At 58.1% G+C, this 23,444-nt stretch carries 22 protein-coding genes; 13 read left to right on the top strand and 9 right to left on the bottom strand.

Annotated elements, in window-relative coordinates; all coding sequences use genetic code 11:
- Window positions 1-28: 28 nt before the first annotated feature.
- On the bottom strand, window positions 29-1,279 hold the full coding sequence (gene icd / locus AB3U87_RS11330) for an NADP-dependent isocitrate dehydrogenase (protein ID WP_301251733.1): 1,251 nt from the start codon (window positions 1,277-1,279) through the stop codon (window positions 29-31).
- Between the two features lie 131 nt (window positions 1,280-1,410).
- Here icd and rluE point away from each other — a divergent pair, with 131 nt between their 5' ends.
- The 8 genes from rluE (at window position 1,411) to AB3U87_RS11290 (ending at window position 9,275) form a co-directional block, all read left to right on the top strand.
- A complete protein-coding gene (rluE, locus tag AB3U87_RS11325; protein WP_253454550.1) occupies window positions 1,411-2,043 on the top strand; it encodes a 23S rRNA pseudouridine(2457) synthase RluE in 633 nt (210 codons plus the stop codon).
- Between the two features lie 17 nt (window positions 2,044-2,060).
- A complete protein-coding gene (locus tag AB3U87_RS11320; protein WP_125289649.1) occupies window positions 2,061-2,537 on the top strand; it encodes an NUDIX domain-containing protein in 477 nt (158 codons plus the stop codon).
- 58 nt (window positions 2,538-2,595) lie between these two features.
- Complete coding sequence (gene mnmA, locus AB3U87_RS11315) at window positions 2,596-3,693, top strand: tRNA 2-thiouridine(34) synthase MnmA (protein ID WP_125289648.1); 1,098 nt, start codon at window positions 2,596-2,598, stop codon at window positions 3,691-3,693.
- Between the two features lie 50 nt (window positions 3,694-3,743).
- Entirely contained in the window at window positions 3,744-4,385 is a 642-nt protein-coding gene (gene hflD / locus AB3U87_RS11310; protein ID WP_125289647.1) for a high frequency lysogenization protein HflD, read from the top strand.
- An 18-nt stretch (window positions 4,386-4,403) separates the two neighbouring features.
- Complete coding sequence (purB, locus tag AB3U87_RS11305) at window positions 4,404-5,774, top strand: adenylosuccinate lyase (RefSeq protein WP_125289646.1); 1,371 nt, start codon at window positions 4,404-4,406, stop codon at window positions 5,772-5,774.
- 148 nt (window positions 5,775-5,922) lie between these two features.
- On the top strand, window positions 5,923-6,591 hold the full coding sequence (gene phoP, locus AB3U87_RS11300; RefSeq protein WP_125289645.1) for a two-component system response regulator PhoP: 669 nt from the start codon (window positions 5,923-5,925) through the stop codon (window positions 6,589-6,591).
- Window positions 6,591-8,051 carry a two-component system sensor histidine kinase PhoQ gene (phoQ, locus tag AB3U87_RS11295; RefSeq protein WP_125289644.1) on the top strand — a complete coding sequence of 487 codons (1,461 nt, stop codon included), beginning with the start codon at window positions 6,591-6,593 and terminating at the stop codon, window positions 8,049-8,051. Before phoP ends, phoQ begins: the two co-directional genes overlap by 1 nt.
- Before the next feature lie 96 nt (window positions 8,052-8,147).
- Window positions 8,148-9,275, top strand: coding sequence for a ribosomal protein uL16 3-hydroxylase (locus tag AB3U87_RS11290; RefSeq protein WP_253454551.1), 1,128 nt, complete (start codon window positions 8,148-8,150; stop codon window positions 9,273-9,275).
- A gap of 37 nt (window positions 9,276-9,312) precedes the next feature.
- Here AB3U87_RS11290 and pepT read toward each other — a convergent pair whose 3' ends face one another.
- Complete coding sequence (pepT, locus tag AB3U87_RS11285) at window positions 9,313-10,548, bottom strand: peptidase T (RefSeq protein ID WP_394149011.1); 1,236 nt, start codon at window positions 10,546-10,548, stop codon at window positions 9,313-9,315.
- 68 nt (window positions 10,549-10,616) lie between these two features.
- The gene (locus AB3U87_RS11280; RefSeq protein WP_394149010.1) at window positions 10,617-11,222 is read right to left on the bottom strand and encodes a helix-turn-helix domain-containing protein; all 606 of its coding nucleotides are present in this window, start codon (window positions 11,220-11,222) and stop codon (window positions 10,617-10,619) included.
- Between the two features lie 93 nt (window positions 11,223-11,315).
- Here AB3U87_RS11280 and AB3U87_RS11275 point away from each other — a divergent pair, with 93 nt between their 5' ends.
- Both AB3U87_RS11275 and AB3U87_RS11270 read left to right on the top strand, forming a co-directional pair.
- Entirely contained in the window at window positions 11,316-12,509 is a 1,194-nt protein-coding gene (locus AB3U87_RS11275) for a benzoate/H(+) symporter BenE family transporter (RefSeq protein ID WP_394149009.1), read from the top strand.
- A gap of 193 nt (window positions 12,510-12,702) precedes the next feature.
- On the top strand, window positions 12,703-13,011 hold the full coding sequence (locus tag AB3U87_RS11270) for an EthD family reductase (protein ID WP_253454555.1): 309 nt from the start codon (window positions 12,703-12,705) through the stop codon (window positions 13,009-13,011).
- Window positions 13,012-13,145: 134 nt separating this feature from the next.
- Here the strand turns inward: AB3U87_RS11270 and cobB are convergent, their stop codons facing one another.
- The 5 genes from cobB to lolC are packed head-to-tail and all read right to left on the bottom strand — an operon-like array spanning window position 13,146 to window position 18,040.
- Window positions 13,146-13,976 carry a Sir2 family NAD+-dependent deacetylase gene (gene cobB, locus AB3U87_RS11265; RefSeq protein WP_253454556.1) on the bottom strand — a complete coding sequence of 277 codons (831 nt, stop codon included), beginning with the start codon at window positions 13,974-13,976 and terminating at the stop codon, window positions 13,146-13,148.
- 10 nt (window positions 13,977-13,986) lie between these two features.
- Entirely contained in the window at window positions 13,987-14,898 is a 912-nt protein-coding gene (gene nagK, locus AB3U87_RS11260; protein WP_394149008.1) for an N-acetylglucosamine kinase, read from the bottom strand.
- A gap of 1 nt (window position 14,899) precedes the next feature.
- The gene (lolE, locus tag AB3U87_RS11255) at window positions 14,900-16,144 is read right to left on the bottom strand and encodes a lipoprotein-releasing ABC transporter permease subunit LolE (protein WP_253454558.1); all 1,245 of its coding nucleotides are present in this window, start codon (window positions 16,142-16,144) and stop codon (window positions 14,900-14,902) included.
- Window positions 16,144-16,848: a lipoprotein-releasing ABC transporter ATP-binding protein LolD gene (lolD, locus tag AB3U87_RS11250; protein ID WP_125289636.1), complete on the bottom strand. Its 705-nt coding sequence runs from the start codon at window positions 16,846-16,848 to the stop codon at window positions 16,144-16,146. The genes lolE and lolD overlap by 1 nt, the downstream gene beginning before the upstream one ends.
- A complete protein-coding gene (lolC, locus tag AB3U87_RS11245; protein WP_394149007.1) occupies window positions 16,841-18,040 on the bottom strand; it encodes a lipoprotein-releasing ABC transporter permease subunit LolC in 1,200 nt (399 codons plus the stop codon). The genes lolD and lolC overlap by 8 nt, the downstream gene beginning before the upstream one ends.
- A gap of 247 nt (window positions 18,041-18,287) precedes the next feature.
- On the opposite strand from lolC, the gene AB3U87_RS11240 reads away from it, so the two are divergent.
- On the top strand, window positions 18,288-18,497 hold the full coding sequence (locus tag AB3U87_RS11240; RefSeq protein WP_125289634.1) for a hypothetical protein: 210 nt from the start codon (window positions 18,288-18,290) through the stop codon (window positions 18,495-18,497).
- Between the two features lie 77 nt (window positions 18,498-18,574).
- Window positions 18,575-22,018, top strand: coding sequence for a transcription-repair coupling factor (mfd, locus tag AB3U87_RS11235; RefSeq protein ID WP_253454560.1), 3,444 nt, complete (start codon window positions 18,575-18,577; stop codon window positions 22,016-22,018).
- Window positions 22,019-22,145: 127 nt separating this feature from the next.
- Here the strand turns inward: mfd and gvpU are convergent, their stop codons facing one another.
- Window positions 22,146-22,574, bottom strand: a complete 429-nt coding sequence (gene gvpU / locus AB3U87_RS11230; protein ID WP_369896093.1) for a gas vesicle accessory protein GvpU — start codon at window positions 22,572-22,574, stop codon at window positions 22,146-22,148.
- Between the two features lie 431 nt (window positions 22,575-23,005).
- Here gvpU and AB3U87_RS11225 point away from each other — a divergent pair, with 431 nt between their 5' ends.
- Complete coding sequence (locus AB3U87_RS11225; protein ID WP_301251724.1) at window positions 23,006-23,353, top strand: SymE family type I addiction module toxin; 348 nt, start codon at window positions 23,006-23,008, stop codon at window positions 23,351-23,353.
- Window positions 23,354-23,444 lie beyond the last annotated feature (91 nt).

The following is a 23,444-nucleotide window of genomic DNA, read 5'->3' as shown; positions in this document are numbered from 1 at the left end:
GTGTTGGCTTAATGTTGCAAAACTCAGCTTACATGTGCTGAATCATAGCATCGCCAAACTCTGAAGATTTCAGCAGCTTAGCGCCATCCATCAGACGTTCGAAGTCATAGGTAACGGTTTTGGCCGCGATGGCACCTTCCATACCTTTAACAATCAGGTCTGCGGCTTCGAACCAGCCCATGTGACGCAGCATCATTTCTGCGGACAGGATAACGGAACCCGGGTTCACTTTATCCTGACCTGCATATTTAGGCGCCGTACCGTGGGTGGCTTCAAACAGCGCACATTCGTCGCCGATGTTTGCGCCAGGTGCGATACCGATACCGCCAACCTGCGCCGCCAGGGCGTCGGAGATGTAATCGCCGTTCAGGTTCATACAGGCGATAACGTCATATTCTGCCGGACGCAGCAGGATCTGCTGCAGGAACGCATCGGCGATCACGTCTTTGATAACGATCTCTTTGCCGGTGTTCGGGTTTTTGATCTTCATCCACGGGCCGCCGTCAATCAGCTCGCCGCCGAACTCGTCTTTCGCCAGCTGGTAACCCCAGTCTTTGAATGCGCCTTCGGTGAACTTCATGATGTTGCCTTTGTGCACCAGGGTCACAGAATCGCGATCGTTGGTGATGGCGTATTCAATCGCCGCGCGTACCAGGCGCCTGGTGCCTGCTTCTGAACATGGCTTCACGCCGATGCCGCACTGCTCAGGGAAGCGAATTTTCTTCACGCCCATTTCGTCGCGCAGGAATTTGATCACCTTATCCGCTTCCGGCGTACCGGCTTTCCACTCGATACCGGCATAGATATCTTCGGAGTTTTCGCGGAAGATCACCATATCGGTCTCTTCAGGACGTTTAACCGGGCTTGGCGTGCCGGTGTAGTAACGGACCGGGCGCAGGCAGATATAGAGATCCAGCTGCTGGCGCAGGGCCACGTTCAGGGAACGAATACCGCCGCCAACTGGCGTGGTCAGTGGGCCTTTAATCGCCACACGGTACTCTTTGATTAAATCGAGGGTTTCCTGCGGTAGCCAGACGTCCTGGCCGTACAGCTCTACTGATTTCTCACCGGTATAAATTTCCATCCAGGAAATTTTACGCTCACCGTTATAAGCTTTCTGCACGGCGGCATCGACCACCTTGATCATCACGGGAGAAACGTCGACCCCAATACCGTCACCTTCAATAAAAGGGATGATTGGATTGTTTGGGACGTTCAGCTTGCCCTGATCCAGGGTGATTTTCTGACCTTCCGCCGGAACAACTACTTTGCTTTCCATTAACCTCTCCTTCGAGCGCTTTTTTGTTAATGATTTGTAAGATGCGCGTCAATACTACTCGAATATTCACGCCGCGCCAATCTTCACCGCTTTGCGTTATAATGCGCCCATTGTGAACAAGTGCAAAGACTATGCGTAAATCTTCCGTTAATAATCACCGCCTTAAACGATTCAGCCCGGCCCGCAGCGCGAAAGCCGCCGACAAGGGGCCAAGGCGTGTTATCGTTTTTAACAAACCCTTTGACGTCCTGCCGCAGTTCAGCGACGAGGCAGGCCGCAGCACGTTAAAAGATTTTATTCCCGTTAGCGGCGTTTATGCTGCCGGCCGTCTGGACCGCGACAGCGAAGGCCTGATGGTGCTGACCAACGACGGCGCGCTGCAGGCTAAGCTGACGCAGCCGGGCAAACGCACCGGAAAAATCTATTATGTTCAGGTGGAAGGCGCACCGGGCGAGCGTGATATTCAGCCGCTGCGCGATGGCGTTAATCTGAAAGATGGCCCTACACTGCCCGCTGGCGTAGAAATCGTCGAGGAGCCGGAGTGGATTTGGCCGCGCAACCCGCCGGTACGCGAGCGCAAGGCTATTCCCACCAGCTGGCTGAAAATCACTTTATTCGAGGGTCGGAACCGTCAGGTGCGGCGCATGACCGCCCATATCGGCTTCCCTACCCTGCGTCTGATCCGCTTTGCTATGGGCAATACGGCGCTGCAAAACTTATCGCCCGGCGAATGGCGCGACGTCACCGGCGACTTTCCCCTCTAAGCCTGCAAGGAGTCAGCATGTTTAAACCGCACGTTACCGTAGCCACCGTCGTTCAGGCGGAAGGCCAGTTTTTGGTGGTTGAGGAAATGGTGCGCGGCCGCGCCACCTGGAACCAGCCCGCAGGCCACCTGGAAGCCAACGAGACCCTGCTGCAGGCCGCCGCGCGCGAGCTGTACGAGGAGACGGGCCTGGAGGCCGTTCCTCAGGTTTTTCTGCGGCTTCATCAATGGATCGCGCCCGACAATACGCCGTTTCTGCGTTTTTTGTTCGCGCTGGATTTACCGAAAATGCTGCCGACCAGCCCTCAGGATCGCGATATCGATCGCGCATTATGGTTGCCGCCGGAGGCGATTATCGGTGCGAAAAAGCTCCGTTCGCCGCTGGTTGCCGAAAGTTTGCGAATTTATCAGCAGGGCGTACGCTATCCGCTTGAGGTGCTGAGCGCGTTCCAGTGGCCCTTTAGCGAGGATGCGCCCGCCGCCGACGCGTGGTAGAATATGCCGCAATTTTAAAGTGCAGCCTTTAACTGCAACTCAAAGTCGGGTATTTCTCATGTCATTAGGTAAAAAAGTGATCGTCGGTATGTCCGGCGGCGTGGACTCCTCCGTTTCCGCCTGGTTACTGCAACAGCAGGGCTATCAGGTTGAAGGCCTGTTTATGAAAAACTGGGAAGAGGACGACGGTGAGGAATACTGTACCGCAGCGGAAGACCTGGCGGATGCGCAGGCGGTCTGCGACAAGCTGGGCATCCACCTGCATACGGTGAACTTTGCGGCGGAATACTGGGACAACGTGTTCGAGCATTTCCTCGAAGAGTATAAGGCTGGCCGCACGCCTAACCCGGATATTCTCTGCAACAAAGAGATCAAATTCAAAGCCTTCCTGGAGTTCGCGGCCGAAGATCTGGGCGCGGATTTTATCGCTACCGGTCACTACGTGCGTCGCCGCGACGTTGACGGCAAAAGCCAGCTTTTGCGCGGTCTGGACGACAACAAAGATCAAAGCTACTTCCTCTATACGCTGGGCCATGAGCAAATTGCGCAGAGCCTCTTTCCGGTTGGTGAACTGACCAAGCCAGAAGTGCGCCGCATTGCCGAAGATCTGGAACTGGTGACGGCGAAGAAGAAAGACTCTACCGGCATCTGCTTTATCGGCGAACGCAAGTTCCGCGATTTCCTGGGGCGCTATCTGCCCGCTCAGCCCGGCGCTATCGTCAGTACGGAAGGCGACGTCGTGGGCGAGCATCAGGGGCTGATGTATCACACGCTGGGCCAGCGCAAAGGACTGGGGATCGGCGGCACCAAAGAAGGCAGCGAAGAGCCGTGGTACGTGGTGGATAAAGACGTGGCGAACAATCTGCTGGTGGTTGCGCAGGGTCACGACCATCCGCGCCTGATGTCGGTCGGGCTGATCGCCCAGCAGCTGCATCTGGTCGACCGCGAAATTATCGCCGCGCCAATGCGCTGCACGGTGAAAACCCGCTATCGCCAGAGCGATATTCCCTGTACGGTAACGCCGCTGGGTGCCGATCGGCTGGAAGTGCGTTTTGACGAGCCGGTCGCGGCGGTCACGCCGGGCCAGTCCGCCGTGTTCTATCAGGGTGAAATCTGTCTGGGCGGCGGCATTATCGAAGAGCGTCTGCCGCTTTAAAAAGGTTATGCCGGGCGGGCCCCTGTCCGGCGGCGCATACAGGAGTTACCGTGGCGAAAAATTATTACGACATTACGCTGGCCCTCGCGGGCATCTGCCAGGGCGCGCACCTGGTGCAGCAGCTGGCGCATCAGGGACACTGCCCGCCCGAGTCGCTAAAGGTGTCGCTGTCGAGCGTGGTCGATCTCAACCCCTCCTCGACGCTCGCCGTTTACGGTGGCAAAGAAGAGAACCTGCGCTTCGGGCTGGAGACGCTGATTGCCGTGCTGAACAGCAGCAGCCGTCACGGCGCGGGCGCGGAGCTGACGCGCTACACCCTGAGCATGATGGTGCTGGAGCGCAAGCTGAGCGCCAGTAAAACCGCGCTGGACGAACTCTCAAAACGCATTGCGCAGCTGGATCGCCAGCTGGCGCATTACGACCTGGAATCCGATACGCTGCTGAGCGCTATGGCCGCCATCTATGTGGATGTGATTAGCCCGCTTGGCCCGCGTATCCAGGTCACCGGCTCGCCCGCCGTGCTGCAAAACTCGCAAATTCAGAGCAAAGTCCGCGCCGCGCTGCTGGCCGGTATTCGCTCCGCCGTACTCTGGCATCAGGTAGGCGGCGGCCGCCTGCAGCTGATGTTTTCACGCAATCGCCTTGTGAAAGAGGCGAAACAAATTTTATCCCGTTGTCCCCAACCTCTTTAATCTTCAGGAGTTACACTGATGGAATTATCCTCTCTGACTGCCGTCTCCCCTATTGATGGCCGTTATGGCGACAAAGTCAGCCCGCTGCGCGCTATTTTCAGCGAATTTGGCCTGCTGAAATTCCGCGTTGAGGTTGAAGTACGCTGGTTACAGAAACTGGCCGCCTGCGCAGAGATCAAGGAAGTTCCTGCATTTGACGCTGACGCAAACGCTTACCTTGATGCCATTGTCGCTAATTTCAACGAAGAAGACGCCGCGCGTATTAAAACCATCGAGCGTACCACCAACCATGATGTCAAAGCGGTTGAGTATTTCCTGAAAGAGAAAGTAGAGCCGGTTGCCGCGCTGCACGCCGTATCTGAATTTATTCACTTCGCCTGTACTTCTGAAGATATCAACAACCTCTCGCATGCGCTGATGCTTAACACTGCGCGTCGTGAAGTCATCGTGCCCTACTGGAACAAAATTATCGCGGCGGTTAAAGACCTGGCGGTACAGTATCGCGATATTCCGCTGCTTTCCCGTACGCACGGCCAGCCCGCCACGCCTTCCACGCTCGGCAAGGAGATGGCGAACGTCGCCTACCGCTTTGAGCGCCAGCTGCGTCAGCTGGAGCGCATCGAGGTGCTGGGTAAGCTCAACGGCGCGGTCGGCAACTACAACGCCCACATCGCCGCCTACCCGGAAGTGGACTGGCACCAGATGAGCGAAAGCTTCGTCACCTCGCTGGGCATTACCTGGAACCCCTACACCACCCAGATCGAGCCACACGACTACATTGCCGAAATGTTTGACTGCATCGCGCGCTTCAATACCATTCTGATCGACTTCGATCGCGACGTGTGGGGCTATATCGCGCTGAATCATTTCAAACAGAAAACCATTGCGGGCGAAATTGGTTCCTCCACCATGCCGCACAAGGTCAACCCAATCGACTTTGAAAACTCCGAGGGCAACCTGGGTCTGGCTAACGCCGTGATGCAGCACCTGGCAAGCAAGCTGCCGGTTTCCCGCTGGCAGCGCGATCTGACCGACTCCACGGTGTTGCGTAATCTGGGCGTCGGCATGGGCTATGCGCTGATCGCCTATCAGGCGACGCTGAAAGGCGTGTCCAAACTGGAAGTGAACCGCGATCGCCTTCTGGACGAACTGGATCACAACTGGGAGGTGCTGGCGGAACCAATCCAGACCGTGATGCGCCGTTACGGTATTGAAAAGCCTTACGAAAAACTGAAAGAGCTGACGCGCGGCAAGCGCGTGGATGCCGCAGGCATGAAAGCCTTTATCGATGGTCTGGCGCTGCCGGAAGAAGAGAAAACCCGCCTGAAGCTTATGACGCCCGCCAACTATCTGGGCCGCGCGGTGCAGATGGTCGACGAGCTGCCGTAATTTTCCGCGCGCCGTCTGGTTCGCGCTACATCAGAAGGCCGACGCAAGTCGGCCTGTGTTAATCTATTGTTTATCTGCTTTAACCTATACTTTCCTCAGATCGTAATCGGCCCCGGTCTTTGACCGAATCTACTGAAAGGATAATGTTATGCGCGTATTGATTGTGGAAGATAATCCCTTACTGCGTCATCATCTGGCCGTGCAGCTGCGCGAAATGGGCCATCAGGTAGATGCGGCGGAAGATGCCAAAGAAGCTGACTATTTTCTTACCGAACATACCCCCGATATTACCCTGGTCGATTTAGGCCTGCCGGATGAAGACGGCATGACGATGATCCGCCGCTGGCGCGGTCTGGAAGTCAAACAGCCGATCCTGGTGCTGACGGCTCGCGAAGGCTGGCAGGCTAAGGTAGAAGCGCTGGAAGCCGGTGCCGATGACTACGTGACCAAGCCTTTTCATATTGAAGAAGTGGTGGCCCGTATGCAGGCGCTGATGCGGCGCAACAGCGGCCTGGCTTCACAAATCATCTCGCTGGCACCTTTTCAGGTCGATCTGTCGCGGCGCGAGCTGAGCGTCAACGAGCAACAAATTAAGCTGACCGCTTTTGAATACACCATTATCGAAACGCTGATCCGCAATGCCGGTAAGGTCGTCAGCAAAGATTCGCTAATGCTCCAGCTTTATCCCGACGCTGAACTGCGTGAGAGCCACACCATCGACGTATTGATGGGGCGCCTGCGTAAAAAAATTCAGGCCGTCTGGCCGCAGGATGTGATCACCACCGTCCGCGGGCAGGGTTATCGGTTCGATCTTTAATGACGTTACTTCGTCCTGATACGCCTTTTTCACTGCGCGCCCGCTTTCTGTTAGCTACGGCGGCGGTCGTGCTGATCCTGTCGCTCTCTTATGGCATGGTGGCCGTTGTCGGCTACGTGGTCAGTTTTGATAAAAACACCTACCGGGTAATGCGCGCGGAGAGCAATCTCTTTTTTACGCTGGCGCAGTGGCAGAATAACCAGTTAACCATTGCCCAGCCCGAGCGGGTATCGCTTAACTTCCCTACCCTGGTTTTTATCTATAACGAGGACGGCAAGCTGCTGTGGCAGCTGCGCGACGTGCCGGAGATCCGTTCTCGCATCAAGCGAGAATGGCTTAAGCGCGCTGATTTCTATGAAATTGATGCCGATAACAACATCAGTCGCCAGGCGCTGGGCGATAATAAGGAAGCGCAAAATAAGCTGACCGCCTATGACGACGATAACAACGACACTTTTACCCACTCGGTAGCGGTAAACCGCTACGCGGCGACGCCGACCCTTCCGGCGTTGACCGTGGTCGTGGTGGATTCTATTCCTCAGGAGCTGCAGCATTCCGACGTGGTATGGTCGTGGTTCAGCTATGTGCTGCTGGTCAACCTGCTGCTGGTCATTCCTTTGCTGTGGCTGGCCGCGCACTGGAGCCTGCGGCCGATAGGCCTGCTGGCCGCACAGCTGCGCGAGCTGGAGCACGGCACGCGCGAAACCCTGGCCGACGAAACGCCGCAGGAGCTGCAAAGCCTGGTGCGCAACCTGAATTTCCTGCTGGATAACGAGCGTCAGCGCTACACCCGCTATCGCACCACGCTCAGCGATCTGACCCACAGCCTGAAAACGCCGCTGGCGGTGCTGCAAACCACGCTGCGTTCGCTGCGCGGCGGCCGCAACCTTTCCGTCGAGCAGGCCGAACCTATTATGCTGGAGCAGATCAGCCGTATCTCGCAGCAGATCGGCTACTATCTGCACCGTGCCAGCATGCAGGCCGATCACAACGTGCTGAAGCGCGAGCTGCATTCCGTGCCGGCGCTGCTGGACAGCCTCTGTTCGGCACTGAACAAGGTTTATCAGCTGAAAGGCGTGGAGCTGACGCTGGATATCTCGCCGGAAATTACCTTTGTCGGCGAGCAAAATGACTTTATGGAAGTGCTGGGTAACGTGCTGGATAATGCCTGCAAGTACTGCCTGGAATTTGTGGAAATCCGGGGTCGCCAGACCGACGATGAGCTGCATTTGATCGTGGAAGACGACGGGCCGGGCATTCCGGAAAGCAAACGCGATATGATTTTTATTCGCGGTCAGCGCGCCGACACGTTGCGTCCCGGCCAGGGCATTGGTCTGGCCGTGGCGCGCGATATCGTGGAGCAGTATGCCGGCGATATCATCGCCACCACCAGCGAATTGGGCGGCGCCCGAATGGAAGTCATCTTCCGCCGTCAGGAAGTGGTCGGCGAAAAACCCTGAAGGCGGCTATTTGCGGCGGCGGCCGCAAATGCTTTTCCCTGCCATCCTTTCCGACTGTTATAATCGATGAAATTCAGCGTTTCAGGAAGACCCATTATGGATTATCAGCTCGATCTCAACTGGCCCGATTTTATCCAGCGCTATTGGCAAAAGCGTCCCGTCGTGCTCAAGCGCGGCTTTAAAAATTTTGTCGATCCTATTTCGCCGGACGAGCTGGCCGGTCTTGCGATGGAAAACGAGGTCGACAGCCGCCTGGTCAGTCATGACAACGACAAGTGGCAGGTCGCGCACGGGCCGTTTGAAAGCTTTGACCACCTTGGCGAAAACAACTGGTCGCTGCTGGTGCAGGCGGTCGACCACTGGCACGAGCCTTCGGCCGCGCTGATGCGCCCTTTCCGCTTTCTGCCGGACTGGCGCACTGACGATCTGATGATCTCCTTCTCCGTGCCCGGCGGCGGCGTTGGTCCGCATCTGGATCAGTACGATGTCTTTATCATTCAGGGCACCGGCCGTCGCCGCTGGCGCGTGGGCGAAAAAGTGGCCATGAAGCAGCACTGTCCGCATCCGGACCTGCTACAGGTCGAGCCGTTCGACGCGATTATTGATGAGGAAATGGAACCGGGCGATATCCTTTATATTCCGCCAGGATTCCCACACGAAGGCTACTCGCTGGAAAGCGCGATTAACTATTCCGTTGGCTTCCGCGCGCCAAGCGGCCGCGAGCTGATTAGCGGCTTTGCGGACTATGTGCTGTCGCGCGAGCTGGGCAGCCGTCGCTTTACCGATCCGGACGTGCCAGCGCGTGAAAATACCGCAGAAATTCTGCCGCAGGAGCTGGACGGTATCCGCGAAATGATGCTGGAAGTGATTAACCAGCCGGAACACTTTAACCAGTGGTTTGGCGAGTTTATCTCCCAGTCCCGCCACGAACTGGATGTGGCGCCGCCGGAACCCCCTTACCAGCCGGATGAGATTTACGACGCGCTGCAACAGGGCGACAGCCTGCAACGTCTGGGCGGCCTGCGCGTGCTGTCTATTGGCGATGCCGTGTTCGTTAACGGCGAGCAGCTTGAATCGCAGCGGCCGGACGCATTGCGGGTGTTAGCGAATCAGCATTCCGTGCACGCGGCGGATCTGGGCGAGGCGCTGGACGATCCGTCTTTCCTGGCGCAGCTGGCGGCATTGGTTAACAGCGGCTACTGGTACTTCAGCGAAGAAGAATAACCGTAACGGCCCTGATTTCAGGGCCGTTTTTACTTGCTCAGGCTTTTTTCGCTTTTTCCGCCGTCAGCGCCGCGATGCGCATAATCACCGTCACCGTTTTTTCCATAATATCCAGCGAGGCGAACTCGTGCTTGCCGTGATAGTTATAGCCGCCGGTAAAAATGTTCGGGCAAGGCAGTCCCTTAAACGACAGCGCCGCGCCGTCGGTCCCGCCGCGTATCGGCTTCGTCACCGGCTCCACGCCGCTTTCCCGCATCGCCTGTAGCGCCAGCTCAATAATATGCGCATGCACTTCGACCTTTTCGCGCATGTTGTAATAGCTGTCTTCCGTCTGCACCTCAATGCTGACGCCCGGCTGTTTGCCCTCGCTCAGCGTGGCGGCGATATCTTTCATCACCTGTTTTCTGGCTTCAAAGCTGTCGCGGTCGAAATCGCGGATGATGTAGTGCAGCTCCGCTTTATCCACGCTGCCTTTGATACCGTGCAGATGGTAAAAGCCCTCATAGCCTTCAGTCTGCTCCGGCACCTCTTTTTCCGGCATGGCGGCGTGAAAACGCATCGCCAGATCCAGCGCGTTGACCATTACGCCTTTAGCGCTGCCGGGATGCACGTTGTTGCCGACAATCTTCACGGTAGCGGAAGCGGCATTGAAATTCTCATATTCAAACTCGCCCAGATCGCTGCCGTCGATGGTATAGGCCCACTCGGCGCCAAAAGCCGCCACGTCGAAACAGCTGGTGCCTTTGCCTATTTCTTCGTCCGGGGTAAAAGCGATGCGGATATCACCATGCGGCACGTTCTCGCTTTTCAGCCGGGCGATAGCCGTCATGATCTCCGCCACGCCCGCTTTATCATCCGCGCCCAGCAGCGTTTTACCATCGGTGGTGATCAGCGTGTGGCCCGTCAGGCGGTGCAGCACGGGGAACATCACCGGCGACAGCACCTCATCGCCAATGCCCAGCGCGATGTCGCCGCCGCGATAGTTCTCAACGATCTGCGGATTAACATTTTTACCGGTAAAGTCCGGCGACGTGTCCATATGGGCGATAAACCCGATGGTTGGTACAGGCCAGGCAACGTTTGCAGGCAGGGTCGCCATAACGATGGCGTGCCCGCTCAGCGTGACGTCGCTCAGCCCCAGCGCTTCCAGCTCCTGTTTTAACTCACGAGCCAGCCGCCATTGCCCTTCCGTACTGGGAACCTGCCGAACATGTGCTTTGGACTGCGTGTCGAATGAAACATAGTGCAAGAAGCGTTCGAGTAAATTTGTCATCTGCCTTCCCTCTGAGTGCGGACGGTTATTATCTGTTATTTTGCCCGACGTTTATTGCGTCAGGTCAGTTACCTGCTCGGATCCTGCGGCTTCGGCGCGCCCCCGCCCGGAAGGCTAAAGGCGCACGGATAGTGGATCAGACTGTAAAAACGCACCGGCGCTGTGCCGTCATTGCGGTAGCTGTGCGGCGTATCGGCCTGAAAACGCAGCCCTTCGCCTGCTTTAAGCGTATGCCATTGCGCGCCGGTCACCAGCCGGAGTTCGCCTTCAATAACGACAACGTGTTCAATTACGCCGCGCTCATGGGCGGAAGACTCGCTGAGCGCGCCGGCGGCCAGCTCAACCACCAGCATGTCAAAACCCAACTGGCGATCGAAGGGAAACAGCGGGCTGGCCTGCATGGTCGTATGCTGCTGTCGCCAGCCATCGGTTCCTACGCTGCGAAGAAAGGCGCTCTCAGGGGCGGGGTCGGCAATAAAATGCGAGAAAGGCACGTTAAAACCGGTCGCTATCTTCCATAGCGTCGCCACGGTTGGGCTGGATTCGCTGCGTTCTACCTGGCCAAGCATCGCTTTGCTGACGCCTGTCTGCGCGGCGGCTTCCGTCAGGCTCCAGCCGCGCGCCAGGCGCAGCACTCGCAGAATACGACCAGGTTCCGGTAGTGTTTGTGGCATCAAAACTCCCCCGTTTTTTCCTTAGCATAACACTTGTGCGTTATAGCGCACAGTGCTAGCTTGTGCGTTATAACGGTCAATCGGGAGAGGATCATGCGTCCTGCCTTTTCTTTGCGTCACCTGACTTTTCCTGCCGTAGTGGCGGGGTTTGTCGCGGTGCTGGTGGGCTACACCAGCTCTGCCGCCATTATTTTCCAGGCCGCCGGGGCCGCTGGCGCAACGGCGGCGCAGACTGGCGGCTGGCTAAGCATGTTGGGTCTGGCAATGGGCGTGACCTCTATTGGACTGTCGATCTATTATCGCGCGCCCGTGCTGACGGCCTGGTCCACGCCGGGCGCGGCGCTGCTGGTCACCAGCCTGCCCGGCATTCCGATGCCGGAAACCATCGGCGTATTTATCTTTGCTTCCGGGCTGATTTTTCTCTGCGGCGTGACCGGCCTGTTTGCACGCCTGATGAACCATATTCCGCAGGCGATTTCCGCCGCCATGCTGGCGGGCATTTTATTGCGTTTTGGTCTGGATGCTTTCGCCTCGCTGCAGCCTGATTTTACGCTGACGGCCAGCATGTGCCTGGCTTACCTGTTAGCGCGCCGTTTTCTGCCGCGCTACGCCATTGTGCTGACGCTGCTGGTGGGTCTGGCCGTCGCGGCGATAAAGGGAGAGATCCACCTTTCGCAGCAGCCGCTGACCTTTGCCGTGCCGGCATTTATCGCGCCGCATTTTAGCTGGTCATCGCTGCTCGGCATTGGCGTTCCCTTTTTTATAGTGACGATGGCCTCACAGAATGCACCCGGCATCGCCACGCTGAAAGCGGCAGGCTATCCGGTGCCCGTTTCGCCGCTGATGAGCTGGACCGGGCTGGCTTCGCTGCTGCTCTCTCCTTTCGGCGGTTTTTCCGTCTGTATCGCGGCCATTACGGCGGCAATCTGTATGGGGCCGGACGTGCATCCCGCTCCGCAGCGTCGCTACTGGGGCGCGGTCTGCGCAGGCTTTTTCTATCTGCTGGCGGGCCTGTTTGGCGGCGCGATTGGTCAGCTGTTCAGCGCGCTGCCGCCTGCGCTTATTCATACCCTCGCCGGGCTGGCGCTGCTGGGAACGATAGCGGGCAGCCTGCAGCGCGCGCTGGCGGAGGATAAACAACGTGACGCGGCGGTGATTACCTTTCTGATCACGGCGTCGGGCCTGTCGCTACTGGGGATTGGCGCGGCGTTCTGGGGGCTGGTGGGTGGGATAGTGGCGCATCTGGTGTTTTGTTTGCCACGCCGCCAAGACGGGTTGCCGATTTGAGCGCTATTTTACCGGCTGGCGTGACTGCCGTTGCGCCAGAGACTATGCGCGCGGCCTGCTGTATCAGCCACGCTGCCAAAGGCAAAGCACAGATACAGTCGTGACTCAGAGCGCTAATCACCTTGCGTGCCTCCTCGCTATAATGAGGATTACCCGGCGCGCTGCGTGCCGGGCGCAACCAAAGAGGTGAAATTTGATTAAATATAGCGTGTTATACCCGAACGTTGAAAACGGTGAGTTCGATCATGACTACTATCGCGATGTGCATCTGCCGCTGATCCAGGCAAGGATGGGCGACTATCTGGTGTCCTTCTCCATCGACAAAATCATTGGCACACCTGAAGGTACGCCAGCACCTTATGTTGCCGCCTGCCATCTGGTTTGCCGCTCTGTCGAGGATCTGCAAAAAGGCATGGAAGGTCATATCGATGAGATTGTGGGTGATGTGGCAAACTTCACCAATATCACGTCAGTGAAGTGGATTTCTGAAGTCGTGGCGTAACATGAGCGAAAAAAGGCGGGGAGAAATCCCGCCTGAGCCTTATTTCTGCCTGAGAAACGTAACGGCAATCATATACACAATCGCAAAAGCCATGCAGAAAAAGGACGGCAGGTTGCCGTCCCATATGGCATGGGTTACTTGATCTTCGCCAGCAGGCGCTGCACAAATTCCGGCACCACCTCGCTTGCCAGTCCGTACTCTTTCTCTTCGAATTCGCTGCCGACCTGGCTTGGCTCCAGGTTCAGCTCGACGGTATGGGCGCCCTGCAGTTTCGCCTCATGCACAAAGCCCGCCGCCGGATAGACGTGGCCGGAGGTGCCGATAGCGATAAAGTAGTCCGCCTGCGCCAGTGCCTGATAGATCTCATCCATCTGTAGCGGCATTTCGCCAAACCACACCACGTGCGGGCGCAGCACCGACGGGAACTGACAGCAGTGGCAGCGATCGTCTTCCTTGACGTCTTCCTGCCAGTGCAGCACCTGGCCGCTGGAGACGCAGCGCACCTTCAGCAGCTCGCCGTGCATATGGATAACGTTACGACTGCCCGCGCGTTCGTGCAGGTTATCAATATTTTGCGTCACCAGCAGAAAGTGGTCGCCCAGCGCGGCTTCCAGCTCGGCCAACGCTTTGTGCGCCGCATTGGGCTGGATATCGCCGCTGGTCAGCTGGCGACGGCGGGCGTTATAAAAAGCCTGCACTTTTTGCGGATCGCGCGCGAAGCCTTCCGGCGTCGCCACGTCTTCCACCTTGTGCTCCTCCCACAGGCCGTCGGCAGCCCGGAAAGTGCGGATCCCCGACTCGGCAGAGATACCTGCGCCGGTCAGGACAACAACTCGCGGTAAAGGATGCATGGCGATCTCCAGATTGCGGTCGCGTTCGAAAATGCGCTGACGCAAACGCTGCTGCACCTTGCGTCGGGTTTTCTTGTAGCGAGCCAGTCTCAGCCGGCGACGGGGTGTACGCATGTTAAATCCTCTAATCCTTAATGTGCAAAAAAGCGGCGCCGCGCGTGCCGCCTGCATCGCCATGGCGGGCTTTGGCAAAACGCGGCGGCTTTGCTCGCGGCAGCAGATGCGTTGCCACCTGCTGCTCCAGCCCGTCGTAAAGCGCGCCAAAACCAGACAGCCCGCCGCCCAGCACCACCAGATGCGGATCCACCAGCGTCAGCCAGTTTGCCAGGCAAACGGCCAACAGCGCCTGATAGCGGGCGGTATGGGCTATGGCCTGCTCGTCCCGTTGATAATAACGGCTGGCGATTTCCGGCGCACTGAGATCTGACTGATTATGCAGCCGCCACAGGCGGGCAAAGCCCGGCCCGGAAAGCCACGGCTCGATACAGCCGCGCTTGCCGCAGCCGCAGAGGGGCTGCGCCACGTCGCGGCCCAGCACTTCCAGCGCATCCAGCGGCAGCCGCATATGGCCAAACTCGCCTGCGACGAAGTTGCGTCCGGTCAGCGGTTTGCCTTCCACTATCAGCCCGCCGCCCACGCCGGTGCCCAGGATCAGCCCCAGCACCACCGGATAGGTTTTGAACTCGTCGTCCCAGGCTTCCGACAGCGCAAAACAGTTGGCGTCATTATCAATACGCACTTCCCGCCCCAGCCGCTGGCTCAGATCCGCCTGCAGGCGCTGTCCCTGCGCCGCCGGCACGTTAGCGGTAAAGACCGTGCCGTCATCCGGCACGGGCAACCCAGGGATGCCCATACCGACGCTGCCCCGCGTGCCGCAGAACTTATCGGCTTCGTCCGTCATCGCCGCCAGCCTGTCGAGCAGCTGCGCGTAATCATGCGTGGGCGTGGCGGCGCGCTGGCTCCAGATAAGCTGGCGCTGCTCGTTATAGACGCCAAGCGCGATTTTGCTGCCGCCGACGTCAAAGCCGTAATACATGTTACTGCCCACTCAGCACGCGCGCCGGATCGATGCGGCTGGCGCGTCTGGCCGGATACCAGCTGGCGATCAGGCTCAGCAGCAGCGAGGTAAGCAGCACGATGCCCACATCCTGCCAGTGCACTTCTGACGGCAGAAAATCGATAAAATAGATATCGCCGGACAGGAAGTGGTAGCCGGTTAAGGTTTCGATACCGTGGATAATCGGCGTCAGGTTAAAGGCCGCCAGCACGCCGACCACCACGCCGCTGACGCTGCCCAGCAGGCCAGCCATCAGCCCGTACCAGACAAAAATAGCGCGGATCAGTCCGTCCCTGGCGCCCAGCGTGCGCAGCACCGCGATATCGCCGCTCTTGTCCTTCACCGCCATGACCAGCGTGGAGACAATGTTAAAACAGGCCACGCCGATCACCAGCACCATTGCCAGATACATAATGGCGCGGATCATCTGGATGTCGCGGTACATATAGCCGTAGGTGCCAATCCAGCTGCGGATATAGACATAGGCGTGCGTCACTTCGCCCGCGTCCCGCACCAGCTTCTGCGCGGCAAACGGATTGGTCATCTTCAGCGCGATGCCCGTGACACTGTCACGCATCGCCAGATAATTTTGCGCATCCTGCAACGGCACCAGCGCCAGGCTGTGATCCAACATCCCGCTCAGCGCCAGAATGCCGCTGACCTGAAGGCGCACGCGTTTCGGCTGGAGCAGCTTATGTTCGGGATCGCTGTTGGGGATCATAATAGTCAGCCAGTCGCCCTGCTTTACCTTCAGGCTGTTGGCGACGCCCTGACCTAAAATAATCTGCTGCTTGCCCGCGCCGAAGCTTTGCCAGGCATTATTCTGCACATAGGCAGGCAGCGCGCTCAGTTTGGTTTCCTGCTGCGGATCGACGCCTTTAACCTGGATCGCCTGAAGCTTTGCGCCGCTCTCAATCAGGCCGGTGAAATTGATATAGGGTGCAGCCGCCGCAATGCCCGGAACCTGCTCCACCTTCGGCAGCAGCGACTGCCAGCCGGTAAAGGGCTGGTTGACCGGTTCGATTTCACCGTGCGGCACCACGGCCAGAATGCGGTTATTCAGCTCGCGTTCGAAGCCGTTCATGGCGCTGAGGCCAATAATCAGCACCGCCACGCCCAGCGCAATGCCAACCGTAGAGATCGCTGAAATCAGCGATACCATACCGCCGCGACGGCGCCCACGGCTGAAGCGCAGGCCCAGGAGCAGAGAAAGAGAACTTGCCATTACGCCATGCCCGCCAGCGTCAGTTCTTCGCTGAGCACGCCGTCACGCATTTCCATCTGGCGGTTAAGCCGCTTCGCCAGATGCAGATCGTGCGTCACCACCAGAAAAGCGGTGCCCTGACGCACGTTCAGTTCGCCCAGCAGATCGAAAATGGCGTCGGCGTTGCGCGCGTCCAGGTTGCCGGTCGGCTCATCCGCCAGCACCAGACGCGGATTGTTTACCAGCGCGCGGGCAATCGCCACGCGTTGCCGTTCCCCGCCCGAAAGCTCGGAAGGCCGGTGCGCCGCCCGCTTTTCCAGACCAACCGCACGCAGCATATCAATGGCTTTCGCCTCGGCCTGCGCCTTGCTGGCCTTGCCAATCAGCAGCGGCATGGCGACGTTTTCCAGCGCGCTGAAATCGGGCAGCAGATGGTGGAACTGATAGATAAAGCCCAGCTCGCGGTTGCGCAACTCCGCCTTTGCCGACGAAGACATGCCGTTCAGCGACTTGCCGTTAAACACCACGTCGCCGGAGGTTGGCGTATCCAGCCCGCCCAGCAAGTGCATCAGGGTGCTTTTGCCGGAGCCGGAGCTGCCAACAATCGCCATCATTTCGCCAGGCGCCACGCTGAAAGAAACATTACGCAAGACGTCTGTCTGGACGCTGCCTTCCTGGTAGCGTTTGCACAGGTTGTCGCACTGCAACAGAATCGGGTTACTCATAACGTAAAGCCTCAGCGGGTTGAACGGCGGCGGCGCGCCAGGAGGGATAGAGCGTGGAAAGCAACGCCACGGCCATCGCGATAACAACAATGGTGGCCACCTGAATGGCGGAAATCTCGACGGGCAGCGCCGCGCCATCCAGGAAGATGCCGATCAGCGGCATCAGATTATTCAGCTGGCTGGCAAGCAGCACGCCCAGCAGCGCGCCGACCAGCGAGCCAACGATGCCGGCGGTTGCGCCCTGCACCATAAATATCAGCACAATTTGCCGGCGGGTCAGCCCCTGAGTTTGCAGGATCGCCACTTCGCCCTGCTTTTCCATAATCAGCAGGCCCAGCGAGGTGATGATATTAAACGCGGCGACGGCGACAATCAGGCTGAGCAGCAGCCCCATCATGTTTTTCTCCATCTTCACCGCCTGGAACAGCTCGCCCTTGCGCTCGCGCCAGTCTTTCCAGACCAGGCCGTCCGGCAGCTTCTGCTCGCTGAGCGTATCCACCTGGAGAGGTTTGTCCAGCCACAGCCGCCAGCCGGTGATATGGCCAGCCGGATAGCGCATCAGGCGCGAGGCGTCCTGCTGGTTGACCAGGATCTGATAGCCGTCCACCTCGCTGTTGGCGGCGAACGTGCCGATAACGGTAAACAGGCGCTGGCTGGGCAGCCGCCCCATCGGCGTAAACTGGCTGGCGGACGGCACCATCAGCCGCAGCTGGTCGCCGCGCTTCAGCCCAAGCTGCTCCGCCAGCTGTTCGCCGACGATAATGCGGTACTGATTGGGCTGTAGATCGCTCTGCTTCACATTGGCGAGATACGGCGTCAGCGGATCCGGCTCGTCAGGGTTGATGCCCAGCATAACGCCGACGCCGACGCTGCGGGCGCTTTGCAGCACCACGTCGCCGGTGGTCAGCGGCGTGACGCGACTGACCCCTTTCAGCTGTAGCGAATCCGCCGGCACCTGCTGCGGGTCGATCGAGCCTTTCTCGCTGCTAATCAGCGCCTGGGGCATCAGGTTTAAGGTGCTTTTTTCCAGCTCGTGTTCAAAGCCGTTCATCACCGACAGCACGGTGACCAGCGCCAGCACCCCCAGCGTGATGCCGATGGCGGAAAGCCAGGATACAAACCGCCCGAAGCGGTCTGATGCTCGCCCGCGCATATAACGCAGGCCGATAAATAACGCGACAGGTTGATACATGTAATCCGTCTTCTGGCGGTAATAAGGCAAAAAGTGATCGAAGATGATAAAGGTTAGCCCGGCGTTATGGAACCTCTAAGCCGCTGACTCTTTTGCTAAGTTTTGTTATCTCTTGCGACACGCGCTTTTATTGGCGAAATATCACACTAAAAACGACCGTTAATTACTCAATTATTACGCAAAAAAGGGCATAGACTTAATTATCCCTTAAAGGGAGCAGCGTAGAGTAAAGGCGGGAGTGGTCATAATGTCAAAGTATGAAAAAGGCAGTATTGTCCGGCATAAAACGGGCGAAATTAAAGGACTGGTCGTCAACGTGTTTGAACAGGGCGATGCGCCGGCGGGCTATTACGTGAAGTGGGACGATGGCAATCACAGCTATCACGGCGAAAAAGAACTCATTTGGGCAAACATTGACCGACCCAGAATGCACTACACCCAACAATCGCCGAAATAGAGGTATACTCGGTTAGCCGAACAGGAAACGCGTCGTTTTCTGCTCTCCCTTTATGTGAAGAGACCGACTAACTGACTATGCCTGAACAAGCCCGATATACCCTGCCAGCAAAAGCAGGCGACCAGCGCCAGCTGGGACAATTAACCGGTGCCGCCTGTGCGGTGGAATGTGCTGAAATCCTGGCGCGACACGGCGGCCCCGTGATGCTTATCGCACCGGATATGCAAACCTCGCTGCGGCTGCAGGATGAAATCCGCCAGTTTACCGATGAGCCGGTATTAACGCTGGCCGACTGGGAAACGCTGCCTTTCGACAGCTTTTCGCCGCATCAGGAAATCATCTCTTCCCGTCTCTCCACGCTTTATAATCTGCCCTCGCTGGAAAAAGGCGTGCTGATCCTGCCGGTTAACACGCTGATGCAGCGCGTCTGTCCGCACAGTTTTCTGCATGGCCATGCGCTGGTGATGCGCAAGGGCCAGCGCCTGTCGCGGGATACGCTGCGTTCCCAACTGGAGCAGGCAGGCTACCGTCACGTCGATCAGGTGATGGAGCACGGCGAATACGCCACGCGCGGCGCGCTGCTGGATCTCTATCCGATGGGCAGCGAGCAGCCTTACCGCATCGACTTTTTCGATGATGAAATCGACAGCCTGCGCCTGTTCGACGTCGACAGCCAGCGCACGCTGGAAGAGGTCGAGGCGATCAATCTTTTGCCCGCGCACGAGTTTCCCACGGACAAAGCGGCCATTGAGCTGTTCCGCACCCAGTGGCGCGAGCACTTTGACGTCCGGCGCGAGGCCGAGCACATTTACCAGCAGGTCAGCAAAGGCACGCTGCCGTCCGGTATCGAATACTGGCAGCCGCTCTTTTTTGAGCAGTCGCTGCCCGCGCTGTTCAGCTATCTTCCGGCCAATACGCTGCTGATTAACACCGGCGATCTGGAAGGCGCAGCGGAACGCTTCTGGCAGGAAGTGATGGCGCGCTTTGAAAACCGTCGCGTCGATCCGATGCGTCCGCTGCTGCCGCCGGAAAAGCTGTGGCTGCGCACCAACGAACTGTTCAGCGAGCTGAAAAACTGGCCGCGCGTGCAGCTGAAAAACGAGGCGCTGCCGGAAAAAGCCGTCAACACTAACCTGGGCTATCAGCCGCTGCCCGACCTGGCCGTCCAGGCGCAGGCGAAAGCGCCGCTGGATGCGCTGCGTCGTTTTCTGGAATCGTTCAGCGGCCCGGTGATTTTTTCGGTAGAGAGCGAAGGCCGTCGCGAGGCGCTTCAGGAGCTGCTGGCCCGCATCAAGCTGGTGCCGAAGACCATTCACGCGCTGCATGAGGCGGAGCAGCCCGGCGCTTACCTGATCGTCGGCGCCAGCGAGCACGGCTTTATCGACAGCCTGCGCAACCGCGCGCTGATTTGCGAAAGCGATCTGCTGGGTGAGCGCGTCAGCCGCCGCCGTCAGGACACGCGCCGCTCTATCAACCCGGACGTGCTGATCCGCAACCTGGCCGAGCTGCATCCCGGCCAGCCGGTGGTGCATCTGGAGCACGGCGTCGGCCGCTATATTGGCCTGACCACGCTGGAAACCGGCGGCATCACGGCGGAATACCTGATGCTGACCTATGCCGGCGACGCCAAACTCTACGTGCCGGTCTCCTCGCTGCATCTGATTAGCCGCTATGCCGGCGGCGCAGACGAAAACGCGCCGCTGCACAAGCTCGGCAGCGATGCCTGGTCGCGCGCGCGGCAGAAAGCAGCGGAAAAAGTCCGCGATGTGGCGGCCGAGCTGCTGGATATCTATGCTCAGCGAGCGGCAAAAGCGGGCTTTGCCTTTAAGCACGATCGCGAACAGTATCAGCTATTTTGCGACAGTTTCCCGTTTGAAACCACGCCGGATCAGGCGCAGGCGATTAACGCGGTGCTCAGCGATATGTGCCAGCCGCTGGCGATGGATCGCCTGGTGTGCGGCGACGTCGGCTTTGGTAAAACCGAAGTGGCGATGCGCGCCGCTTTCCTCGCGGTAGAGAACCACAAGCAGGTTGCGGTGCTGGTGCCGACCACCCTGCTCGCCCAGCAGCACTACGATAACTTCCGCGATCGCTTCGCCAACTGGCCGGTGCGCATTGAAATGCTTTCCCGTTTCCGCAGCGCGAAAGAGCAGGCGCAGATCCTGGAAGAAGCGCGTGAAGGCAAAATTGATATTCTGATCGGCACCCATAAGCTGCTGCAAAGCGAAATCAAATGGCGCGATCTGGGGCTGCTGATTGTGGATGAAGAGCACCGCTTCGGCGTGCGCCATAAAGAGCGCATCAAGGCGATGCGGGCCGATGTTGATATTCTGACGCTGACCGCGACGCCTATTCCCCGCACGCTGAATATGGCGATGAGCGGCATGCGCGACCTGTCGATTATCGCCACGCCGCCTGCCCGTCGTCTGGCGGTGAAAACCTTTGTCCGCGAGTTCGATAACCTGGTGGTACGCGAAGCTATCCTGCGTGAAGTGCTGCGCGGCGGCCAGGTTTATTACCTCTATAACGACGTGGAGAACATCGAAAAAGCCGCCCATCGCATTGCGGAGCTGGTGCCGGAAGCGCGCGTCGCCGTGGGGCATGGCCAGATGCGCGAGCGCGATCTGGAACGGGTGATGAACGATTTCCATCATCAGCGCTTTAACGTGCTGGTCTGCACCACGATTATTGAAACCGGCATCGATATCCCGACCGCGAATACCATTATTATCGAGCGCGCCGACCATTTTGGCCTGGCGCAGCTGCATCAGCTACGCGGCCGCGTGGGCCGTTCGCATCATCAGGCCTATGCGTGGCTGCTGACGCCGCATCCAAAAGCGATGACCACCGACGCGCACAAGCGTCTGGAGGCGATCGCCTCGCTGGAGGATCTGGGCGCCGGTTTTGCGCTGGCAACGCACGATCTGGAAATTCGCGGCGCGGGCGAGCTGCTGGGCGAGGATCAGAGCGGCCAGATGGAGACGATTGGCTTCTCGCTGTATATGGAGCTGCTGGAAAACGCCGTGGACGCGCTGAAGGAAGGCCGCGAGCCGTCGCTGGAAGATCTGACCAACAGCCAGACCGATATCGAACTGCGGATGCCGTCGCTGCTGCCGGACGATTATATTCCGGATGTGAATACCCGCCTGTCGTTCTATAAGCGCATCGCCAGCGCGCAGCAGGAAGGCGAGCTGGACGATTTGAAAGTGGAGCTTATTGACCGCTTCGGCCAGCTGCCGGACCCGGCGCGCAACCTGCTGGATATCGCCACGCTGCGCCTGCTGGCGAAGAAAATTGGCATCCGGCGCGTTGAAGCGAGCGAGAAAGGCGGTTTTATCGAGTTTGCGGAGAAAAACAAAGCCGACCCGTCCTGGCTGATTGGCCTGTTGCAAAAAGAGCCGCAGAACTGGCGGCTTGATGGCCCAACGAAGCTGAAGTTTGTGCGCGACCTCGCCGAGCGCAAGCTGCGGGTGAAATGGGTGCGCGACTTTATGACGCAGGTGCTGGAAAACGCCGCCTGATGCGTCTGCTGCCGTTGCCGCCTGCCCTCAGCAGGCTGCAACGGTGTGCTTTACCGAACAGGTGGACGGTTAGCCTGAGCATAACAGGCTAACACGATTATTCTCCGCTAAAACTCTGCACGCCGCGCTATTCTTCGTTCGACGAAATGCCCAACATAAAGCCATCTATCTCTTCTATTTTAATCCTTAACAGCCCGTTTTTATGATGCGAGAACTTTTCCGATCCTAACCGGAAGGCGACATCTTTCAGATGCAAAAAATTAAGCGGCACTGACGCGTCGTCATCTTCCGGCGTGTAGTACGCCTCGCCGGTGCGTTTAAAATAATTCGCTATCGCCTGCTCTACCGTGCCTTCCTGCGCGTCGCCAAAAAACTCGACGATTTTCTCGTAATATTCCTTACCGGAAATGGTGTTGCCCGTTACCAGCGCGCCTTTTACAAACAGCGTAACGCCCAGGCCGACGCCCAATTTACTGGCGATATTAGCGATAAAGTTCAGATCGGCGTCGCGCATTTTACTGGCGAACACGTTAGTCATTTCACTTTGTTCAGACATGCCGTTCTCCTTGCCGTTATAAAGGGGATCTATCAACTACCTTAATGAGTTTAGTGGAGAACGGGTCGCTGACCAGTCGGACGCCGATCGCCGATTTTCCGCCGCTGGCCGTCTGGCGAGGATTGCCTGTCCGCCCCGACTTGCCGTTATTTATCGTTGAATAGCCTGTCGTCCGGCACAGAAATCGGTTTCAGCAATGGTAAAAAAAGATATTAACCAGGCGAGGTACGTCAGAGAAAAACATTAATGCAGTTTGTGGAACTGCCTCGCATTTTATCGTTGCGTTTTCAGCGAGTTTGCACAGGAGAAGGCGTATATTTAAGCAATGAGGGAAGACAGGAAGAAGGAGAAGAGAGGTGTTTTTAGCGCGGTAATAACGGGGTGGAGCCCGCTATCACCGCTAACCACAAATAACTGTTTGGGAGTTAATCATGGCTAAGAAGGATTGTAAGTCAGAACCGCGCGTAACTGAAGCGCCGCAGCCGACCACTCGCTGCGAGTTTTACAGCCGCGCCGCGCACCGAGCAATATTTTTACGCGGCGAGTGGATAGAACAGGCAGGCTTTGCCGAAGGGATGCCGCTGAAAGTACGCGTGATGCCGGAATGTATTGTGATCACGGCGCAAAACGGCCGCGAGCTGTGGGGCTGTGTTGAGGGATTGAGCGTAGCGCATATCAATCATAAAAAGGTGAAGCAGTGGATAAAGGATTTCCCCGGCGCGTTGCAGGATAGCGACGATGCACCAGTGTTCAGGCGGAGTAACGGGGGCTTTGTGTAAGCCATCCTGGCTTGCTGGCTTGCTGGCTTGCTGGCTTGCTGGCTTGCTGGCTTGCTGGCTTGCTGGCTTGCTGGCTTGCTGGCTTGCTGGC

Origin of the sequence: Erwinia plantamica (genome assembly GCF_043420595.1) — a bacterium.
Taxonomy (GTDB): domain Bacteria; phylum Pseudomonadota; class Gammaproteobacteria; order Enterobacterales; family Enterobacteriaceae; genus Erwinia; species Erwinia aeris.
This window is presented reverse-complemented; position numbering and strand designations above follow the sequence as displayed.

What these genes read in the sequence shown, in the direction of transcription:
- icd (WP_301251733.1), bottom strand. Translation starts at nt 1,279, where the DNA reads ATGGAAAGCAAAGTAGTTGTTCCGGCGGAAGGTCAGAAAATCACCCTG.
- rluE (WP_253454550.1), top strand. Translation starts at nt 1,411, where the DNA reads ATGCGTAAATCTTCCGTTAATAATCACCGCCTTAAACGATTCAGCCCG.
- AB3U87_RS11320 (WP_125289649.1), top strand. Translation starts at nt 2,061, where the DNA reads ATGTTTAAACCGCACGTTACCGTAGCCACCGTCGTTCAGGCGGAAGGC.
- mnmA (WP_125289648.1), top strand. Translation starts at nt 2,596, where the DNA reads ATGTCATTAGGTAAAAAAGTGATCGTCGGTATGTCCGGCGGCGTGGAC.
- purB (WP_125289646.1), top strand. Translation starts at nt 4,404, where the DNA reads ATGGAATTATCCTCTCTGACTGCCGTCTCCCCTATTGATGGCCGTTAT.
- phoP (WP_125289645.1), top strand. Translation starts at nt 5,923, where the DNA reads ATGCGCGTATTGATTGTGGAAGATAATCCCTTACTGCGTCATCATCTG.
- phoQ (WP_125289644.1), top strand. Translation starts at nt 6,591, where the DNA reads ATGACGTTACTTCGTCCTGATACGCCTTTTTCACTGCGCGCCCGCTTT.
- AB3U87_RS11290 (WP_253454551.1), top strand. Translation starts at nt 8,148, where the DNA reads ATGGATTATCAGCTCGATCTCAACTGGCCCGATTTTATCCAGCGCTAT.
- pepT (WP_394149011.1), bottom strand. Translation starts at nt 10,548, where the DNA reads ATGACAAATTTACTCGAACGCTTCTTGCACTATGTTTCATTCGACACG.
- AB3U87_RS11280 (WP_394149010.1), bottom strand. Translation starts at nt 11,222, where the DNA reads ATGCCACAAACACTACCGGAACCTGGTCGTATTCTGCGAGTGCTGCGC.
- AB3U87_RS11275 (WP_394149009.1), top strand. Translation starts at nt 11,316, where the DNA reads ATGCGTCCTGCCTTTTCTTTGCGTCACCTGACTTTTCCTGCCGTAGTG.
- cobB (WP_253454556.1), bottom strand. Translation starts at nt 13,976, where the DNA reads ATGCGTACACCCCGTCGCCGGCTGAGACTGGCTCGCTACAAGAAAACC.
- nagK (WP_394149008.1), bottom strand. Translation starts at nt 14,898, where the DNA reads ATGTATTACGGCTTTGACGTCGGCGGCAGCAAAATCGCGCTTGGCGTC.
- lolE (WP_253454558.1), bottom strand. Translation starts at nt 16,144, where the DNA reads ATGGCAAGTTCTCTTTCTCTGCTCCTGGGCCTGCGCTTCAGCCGTGGG.
- lolD (WP_125289636.1), bottom strand. Translation starts at nt 16,848, where the DNA reads ATGAGTAACCCGATTCTGTTGCAGTGCGACAACCTGTGCAAACGCTAC.
- lolC (WP_394149007.1), bottom strand. Translation starts at nt 18,040, where the DNA reads ATGTATCAACCTGTCGCGTTATTTATCGGCCTGCGTTATATGCGCGGG.
- AB3U87_RS11240 (WP_125289634.1), top strand. Translation starts at nt 18,288, where the DNA reads ATGTCAAAGTATGAAAAAGGCAGTATTGTCCGGCATAAAACGGGCGAA.
- mfd (WP_253454560.1), top strand. Translation starts at nt 18,575, where the DNA reads ATGCCTGAACAAGCCCGATATACCCTGCCAGCAAAAGCAGGCGACCAG.
- gvpU (WP_369896093.1), bottom strand. Translation starts at nt 22,574, where the DNA reads ATGTCTGAACAAAGTGAAATGACTAACGTGTTCGCCAGTAAAATGCGC.
- AB3U87_RS11225 (WP_301251724.1), top strand. Translation starts at nt 23,006, where the DNA reads ATGGCTAAGAAGGATTGTAAGTCAGAACCGCGCGTAACTGAAGCGCCG.